The 1,839-nt window shown below is 77.2% G+C and carries 1 pseudogene; it reads right to left on the reverse strand.

Annotated elements, in window-relative coordinates:
- Positions 1–3: 3 nt before the first annotated feature.
- Positions 4–1,839 (reverse strand): annotated as a pseudogene (locus tag SZN_RS36930) (heparinase II/III family protein); the annotation flags it as partial.

Consider the following 1,839-nt stretch of genomic DNA (forward strand, 5'->3'; position numbering starts at 1 on the left):
CCCCTAGCCGCGGAACCCGAGGACGGTGGTGAAGCCCTCCGTCGCGTCGCTGCGGCCGGTGCCGACCAGCGTGGTCGCGGGCTCCTTGCGTCCGAAGCCCGCCGAGTACCAGCCCAGCGGCGGCTGCGACTCGCCGCGGTGCGCCCGCCAGTCCAGCCGGTCCGGCAGGTCGAGCACCGCCCCGCGGCCCTCACCGTCGCGTGTCCACGTCAGCACCGCCCGGTTCCCCGCCAGGTCGGCGGCGACGCCGGGGCCGAGGTGGAACACGAGCCGCACGGTCCTGCGCGGCCCGCGCACCTCGTCGGTGATCCTCACCTCCCGGCTCGCCGCGGTCAGTTCCACCCTGCGGCGGTGCACACTGCCCCGGTAGCCGTCGTGTTCGGCGCACCAGCGCGCCACGCCCCCGGAGGTCTCGGCGGCCAGTACACGGCTGCGGGCGTGCCGGGTCCACAGGAACGGACCGCCCGAGGCGGACTGGTCGGCGCCGTCCAGCGTCAGCGTGTTGTGGCCCAGCGTGGACCGGAAGTAGCGCCGCCACTCGGGCCGGTCGTGATAGCAGTACGTCCCCGGGTCGGCGAGCACGTCGACCCCGTCGTGCCGCACCTCCACCGCCAGCGCGTCCGCGTGGGCGTGGGCCGCGATCGACAGGAAGCCGTGCGGGCCGCCGTCGCAGCGGCACCAGATCTCCCCGGGACCGCGCAGCAGGGTCAGCCCCGCGTCGGCGAAGTGGTCCGGCCTGCTCGCCGGGCGCGCCGCGGACAGCGCCGCGCGGGTGAGGAGCGCCGCCAGCAGCGGGGTCCGCACGTCCGTGCCCGTCACCCGCGGCCACCAGGCCAGCCGGCCGAACACGGCCTCCCCGGTCGCCAGGAGCGAGGCCCACCGGTCGGTCCCGGGACCGTCCAGGACCAGCCCGTGCCCGTCGTCGGCGTCCCCCTGGCGCGGCGGCCGCAGCCGGCCGTCCACGACCGCCGCGAGCGCGTCGGTCATCCGCAGCAGCACCAGCCGCACCGCCGCGGGGACCGCCACCCCCGCGGTGTCCGCCTCGGCCACCGCGGCGAGGCCCAGTTCCAGCACCAGCCCGTGGTACTCGGTGGCCAGTTCGCGGTTGAGTCCGGAGCCGAAGGTGTTGGCGCGCAGATGCCGCTCCAGGGACCGCAGCGCGCCCGCGCGCCAGCGCGCCGAGGCGGGGAACCAGCCGAACGCGCAGGCCGCGGCGAGCTGTCCGGCCGCCTCGGCGACCGCGTGGTTGTTCGCCGAGGAACCCCGGCTGGGGAAGGCGGCCAGCCAGCGCTGGTGGTGCCAGATCTGCGCGCGGGCCACCGCACTGTCCTCGAACAGCGCGGCCGCCCCCGGCCAGCCCTCCAGCAGCCGGCGGATCCACACCCAGGACACCAGCCGGATGCCCAGCTCGATGCCGCTGATCCAGTGCACCCCGCGCAGCGGCGGGTTGGCCGCCCACCACGACCGCAGCTGCGCCGCCACCCGCTCGGCGTAGCGCTCGTCCCCGGTGAGCGCGTACGCGGCGGCGAGCACGGTGAGGTACTGGTGCCGCGACGGCTCCCAGATCTGCTTGATGTCCCCGGCCGCCTCCTCGTCCCGGTACGGCACGTCGAAGGCGTGGCCCCCCGGCGCCCGGCGCCCGGTCCTCGGGTCGTACCACCAGTCCGGGTCGGCCAGGTCGCGGCGCACCACCCCGAAGAACTCGGCGTGCCCGGCCATCAGCCGGTCCGCCTCCTGGACGAGGCGCTGCACGGCGTCCGGGGCCACCGCCTGCACCGCCCCGGCCGGGACGCGACCGCGGTGAAGCGGGCGCCGCTCACCGCGGGGGCGGCGGGCGGC

The organism is Streptomyces zinciresistens K42 (assembly GCF_000225525.1).
In the GTDB taxonomy this organism is placed as follows: Bacteria; Actinomycetota; Actinomycetes; order Streptomycetales; family Streptomycetaceae; genus Streptomyces; species Streptomyces zinciresistens.